Origin of the sequence: Pseudonocardia pini (assembly GCF_013870575.1) — a bacterium.
Taxonomy (GTDB): domain Bacteria; phylum Actinomycetota; class Actinomycetes; order Mycobacteriales; family Pseudonocardiaceae; genus Pseudonocardia; species Pseudonocardia pini.
Map to the genome: position 1 here is coordinate 1 of NZ_JACBXB010000463.1, position 4,423 is coordinate 4,423.

The following is a 4,423-nucleotide window of genomic DNA, read 5'->3' on the forward strand; positions in this document are numbered from 1 at the left end:
GTCGGCCAGAGCCCGTGGCTGCTGGTGCCGGGGGCCCTCGCCGTCGGCTTCGGGTTCGGGCTGGTGCAGAACGACTCGCTGGTCTCGCTGTTCGCCGCCGCCGGACCTGCCCGCTACGGCGCCGCGAGCGCCGCCTGGAACATCGGTTTCGACGCCGGCACCGGCGCCGGGGCCACCGGTCTCGGGGCGATCGCGCAACCCTTCGGCTTCCGCGCCGCCTTCGCCACCGCCGCACTGCTCCTCGTGGCGACCAGCCCGCTCACCCGCCGCCCGAGGAAGTAGCGAACGGCACGCTCGCTCAGTAGGTCTGAGCCAGAGTGCCGTTCGCTCAGAGGGGTGGTCAGTGGCCGCGGGTGATCCACTCCTCGAGGTGCGGGGCCTCGGCGCCGACGGTGGTGCTGTCGCCGTGGCCCGTGCGGACGATGGTGTCGCCCGGCAGCGGCAGCAGGGTGCCGCGGATCGAGTCGATGATCGTGTCGAAGCTCGAGTACGACCGGCCCGTGGCCCCCGGGCCGCCCGCGAACAGGGTGTCGCCGGTGAAGACGACGCCCAGCTCGGGGGAGTAGAGACACGTCGAGCCCGGTGAGTGACCCGGCGTGACCAGCGCCTTCAGCGAGATCCCACCCGCGGTGATCACCTGGCCGTCGCTGATCTCCTGGTCCGGCTTGCGCTCCGGGTGGGTCATCTCCCACAGCGGGGCCTCGGCCGGGTTGAGCAGGATCGGCGCGTTGAAGGTGTCCGCCAGGCGCGGGGCCTGGTTCACGTGGTCGTCGTGTGCGTGGGTGCACACCACGGCGACGACCCGGCGGCCGCCGATCGCGGCGCCGATCTTCTCCGGGTCGTGCGCCGCGTCGATGACGAGGACCTCGTTCTCGTCCCCCACCACCCAGACGTTGTTGTCGACCTCCCAGGTGCCGCCGTCGAGGGAGAACGTCCCGGAGGTCACGACGTGGTCGATCGGGCCCTTCGGGGGCATCAGAGCACCACGACCGAACGCAGCACGTCGCCCTTGTGCATCTTGTCGAAGGCGGACTCGATGTCCTCGAGCCCGATCTCCTCGGACACGAACTTCTCCAGCGGCAGCCGGCCCTGCAGGTGCAGGTCGACCAGCATCGGGAAGTCGCGGCTGGGCAGGCAGTCCCCGTACCAGGACGACTTCAGCGCCCCACCGCGGCCGAAGTACTCGATGAGCGGCAGCTCGGGGGCGATCATGTCCGGCGTGGGCACCCCGACGAGCACCACGGTCCCGGCCAGGTCGCGGGCGAGGAAGGCCTGCTTCCAGGTCTCCGGCCGCCCGACGGCGTCGACCACCACGTCCGCGCCGAACCCGCCGGTCAGCTCCTTGATCGCCTCCACCGGGTCGCCTGCCGAGGCGTTGATCGTGTGGGTGGCGCCGAAGCCCTTCGCCCACTCCAGCTTCCGGTCGTCCCGGTCCACCGCGATGATCGTCGACGCGCCTGCGAGCTGGGCACCGGCGATGGCCGCGTCCCCCACCCCGCCGCAGCCGATGACGGCGATGGAGTCGCCCCGGCCGATGCCGCCGGTGTTGATCGCCGCCCCGATGCCGGCCATCACGCCGCAGCCGAGCAGCCCGGCGACCTGCGGCGTCGCGGCCGGGTTCACCTTGGTGCACTGCCCCGCGGCGACCAGGGTCTTCTCCACGAACGCCCCGATCCCCAGCGCCGGGGAGAGCTCCTGGCCCGAGGTGAGCGTCATCTTCTGGGTGGCGTTGTGGGTGTTGAAGCAGTACCAGGGCTTGCCCTTCAGACACGCCCGACACTGCCCACAGACCGCGCGCCAGTTGAGGATCACGAAGTCCCCGGGCGCGACCTCGGTGACGCCCTCGCCGACGGACTCCACGATCCCCGCGGCCTCGTGGCCCAGCAGGAACGGGAACTCGTCGTTGATGCCGCCCTCGCGGTAGTGCAGGTCGGTGTGGCAGACCCCGCAGGCCTGGACCTGGACGACGGCCTCGCCCGGACCCGGGTCCGGCACCACGATCGTCTCGACGGAGACCGGCTTGCCCTTCTCCAGGGACACGACCCCGCGGACCTCTTGCGCCATGCTCACTCACTCCTTGGTCTCGCCGATGCATAACGACCCTTTCATGGGTCACCCGGCGAGATCGAGGGGGCGCAGCCAGATACCGTTCTTCGTCTGGACCAGGTCCAACGTGCGCGGATCCACACAGCCGCCCCGGCGGCGGTGGCCGTCGAACAGGCCCGCGTCGTCGAACACCTCGCCGCAGCCGGCGAACCGGCGGCAGCAGTGCGCCCGGTCGGCGCCGACCCACGTCGATCCGCAACAGGTCATCCGGATCAGCTCGCCCACGGCGCGTGAGGCTACGGGTCGACACCGACAGGAACGACCCCGGTGATCGCGATCTGCGCCACGTGCTGTCGCATAAGTCCAAGTCGAGCGCGGCGGGGAGGCGCGACGATCGCCCCATGACGCACACGAGCGGTGGTTTCGAGCTCCCCACCTGGGTCGACACGGTCTACGCGGAGGCCGGGGGCGAGACGTACGCGCGGGTCAGCAACGCGAAGGTCTGGAGCGGCGGGATCGTGGGGGAGAGCTCCGCGGAGCTGATCACGGTGAGCACGGCGTCCGGGAGTGCGGCGTACGTCGGCATCGAGCGGCTGGAGGTGGCGGTCGACGGGCGGAAGGGCACGTTCGTGCTGTCCCACGTCGCGAGCGGGGACGCCACGGGCGGCACGATGACGGTCGCCGTGGTCCCGGGTTCGGGGACCGGCGAGCTCGCGGGCCTCACCGGGACGATGCAGATCGACCGCTCGCCTGCGGGCGAGCACACCTGGGAGTTCGAGTACGGCTTGTGAGCGGGCGGTGCGGCGGTACGGTGCCCGGCATGACCGGGACCGCCGCCGACCTGCTCCCTCCGGACCCGCCGCTGGGCACGGCGCTGGGGGTGGTCGCGGGGTCCGGCAGGCCGGGGCCGTCGCGGATCGTGGCCCCGGTGGGCACGGCGTACGTGGACGTCGGGACGTTGGCGGCGGCGCACAGCGGGCCCTATCCGGGTCTGCTCGGCGCGCCCAGCCTCGACGACCTGCTCGCCGCCGGACGGACCGCCTGGCGGGAGGTCTGGGAGTGGCTCGGCGCCTGGTCCGCGGATCCGGAACGGCTGGCGCCCTACGTGTTGCCGCACGCGGGCGTGGTCCCGGTGCTGCCCTTCACCGTGGCGGACTACGTCGACTTCTTCGCCTGCGAGCAGCACGCGGAGAACGCGTCGGCGATCATGCGACCCGGCGCGGGGCTCAGCGAGAACTGGCGCCACCTCCCCGTCGGGTACCACGGCCGGGCGGGAACCGTGCAGGTCAGCGGCAGTCCGGTGGTCCGACCGCGCGGCCAGCGCGGCCCGGGCGACTTCGGCCCGACGCGCGCGCTGGACTTCGAGGCCGAGCTCGGCTTCGTCCTGGGCGGGGCGAGCAACGGGCCGGTGCCGGTCGAGGAGGCGCTCGACCACGTCTTCGGCGTCGTGCTGCTCAACGACTGGTCCGCCCGCGACATCCAGGCCTGGGAGTCCCGACCGCTCGGCCCGCACCTGGGCAAGTCCTTCGCCACCTCCGTCTCGGCGTGGATCACCCCGCTCGACGAGCTGGCCGGGGCCTGGGTCGATCCCCCCGAGCGGGACCCGCAGCCGCTGCCCTACCTGCTGGGGAAGGCGGACCGCGGGCTGGACCTCACCCTCGAGGTGCGACTGGACGGCGAGCGGATCTCCACCCCGTCGGCCGCGGACCTGTACTGGACCGCCGCCCAGCTCGTCGCGCACCTGACCTCGGGCGGCGCCCCGATCCGGCCCGGCGACCTGCTCGGCTCCGGCACGATCTCCGGCCCGCGCCGCGACCAGCGCGGCTGCCTGCTGGAGTACACGTGGGGCGGGCGGGACGAGTTCGCCCTCTCCGACGGCACCACCCGCCACTACCTCAACGACGGCGACGAGGTGTCCATCGTGGCCAGCGCACCGCGCGCCGACGGCAGCAGGTTCTCCCTGGGCGAGGTCCACGGCACCGTCATGCCCTGACCCCACCGCGGTGATCATCAGGCCCTGAGGCTCGGATGATCATGCAGAATCCTGCGTCAGGGCGTGATGATCTCCACCGGCCATGATCATCAGGCCCTCACGCTCGGTGGAGGCGGTGCAGGGTCACGCCGGAGCGGTCGGTGGGCGCGGCGGTGTGGGTCCAGGTCGGGCGGGCCGCGGCGAGGAACTCCGCGGCCAGTGGGCGGCCGGGGTCGGTCAGCCACACCTGCGGGGCGAGGCGGGGGAGCACCTCGCCCAGCTCGACGACGTTGCGGTGCCCGTAGAGCACGTCCGCGGCCAGGACGAGGTCCCAGTCACCCGCTACGTCGCACCAGCTCAGCGCCTCGGCGTGCACCGTGAGCCCGTTGAGCGCGGCGGACCGGG

At 72.5% G+C, this 4,423-nt stretch carries 6 protein-coding genes and 1 pseudogene; 3 read left to right on the plus strand and 4 right to left on the minus strand.

Annotated features, from left to right (window positions below):
• A pseudogene (locus H5J29_RS22335) lies at positions 1-282 on the plus strand (MFS transporter); the annotation flags it as partial.
• A 58-nt stretch (positions 283-340) separates the two neighbouring features.
• Here H5J29_RS22335 and H5J29_RS22340 read toward each other — a convergent pair.
• From H5J29_RS22340 to H5J29_RS22350, 3 genes are read right to left on the minus strand one after another with little or no spacing between them, the layout of a single operon-like run.
• Positions 341-976, minus strand: a complete 636-nt coding sequence (locus H5J29_RS22340; protein WP_181783001.1) for an MBL fold metallo-hydrolase — start codon at positions 974-976, stop codon at positions 341-343.
• Positions 976-2,064 carry an S-(hydroxymethyl)mycothiol dehydrogenase gene (locus tag H5J29_RS22345; RefSeq protein WP_181783004.1) on the minus strand — a complete coding sequence of 363 codons (1,089 nt, stop codon included), beginning with the start codon at positions 2,062-2,064 and terminating at the stop codon, positions 976-978. Before H5J29_RS22345 ends, H5J29_RS22340 begins: the two co-directional genes overlap by 1 nt.
• Before the next feature lie 48 nt (positions 2,065-2,112).
• The gene (locus tag H5J29_RS22350) at positions 2,113-2,331 is read right to left on the minus strand and encodes an FDXHR family putative zinc-binding protein (protein ID WP_312858360.1); all 219 of its coding nucleotides are present in this window, start codon (positions 2,329-2,331) and stop codon (positions 2,113-2,115) included.
• A gap of 116 nt (positions 2,332-2,447) precedes the next feature.
• Between H5J29_RS22350 and H5J29_RS22355 the strand changes: the two genes are divergently transcribed.
• Together H5J29_RS22355 and H5J29_RS22360 are read left to right on the plus strand one after the other, a co-directional pair.
• The gene (locus tag H5J29_RS22355; RefSeq protein WP_181783002.1) at positions 2,448-2,837 is read left to right on the plus strand and encodes a DUF3224 domain-containing protein; all 390 of its coding nucleotides are present in this window, start codon (positions 2,448-2,450) and stop codon (positions 2,835-2,837) included.
• Positions 2,838-2,866: 29 nt separating this feature from the next.
• A complete protein-coding gene (locus H5J29_RS22360; RefSeq protein WP_181783003.1) occupies positions 2,867-4,039 on the plus strand; it encodes a fumarylacetoacetate hydrolase family protein in 1,173 nt (390 codons plus the stop codon).
• Between the two features lie 97 nt (positions 4,040-4,136).
• Here the strand turns inward: H5J29_RS22360 and H5J29_RS22365 are convergent.
• On the minus strand, positions 4,137-4,423 hold a 287-nt coding region (locus H5J29_RS22365; RefSeq protein WP_220187778.1), incomplete at its 5' end, for a hypothetical protein.

Bases quoted from the DNA above. Each gene is read 5' to 3' on its own strand.
- H5J29_RS22345 (WP_181783004.1), bottom strand. From the start codon at position 2,064: ATGGCGCAAGAGGTCCGCGGGGTCGTGTCCCTGGAGAAGGGCAAGCCG.
- H5J29_RS22360 (WP_181783003.1), top strand. From the start codon at position 2,867: ATGACCGGGACCGCCGCCGACCTGCTCCCTCCGGACCCGCCGCTGGGC.
- H5J29_RS22340 (WP_181783001.1), bottom strand. From the start codon at position 976: ATGCCCCCGAAGGGCCCGATCGACCACGTCGTGACCTCCGGGACGTTC.
- H5J29_RS22355 (WP_181783002.1), top strand. From the start codon at position 2,448: ATGACGCACACGAGCGGTGGTTTCGAGCTCCCCACCTGGGTCGACACG.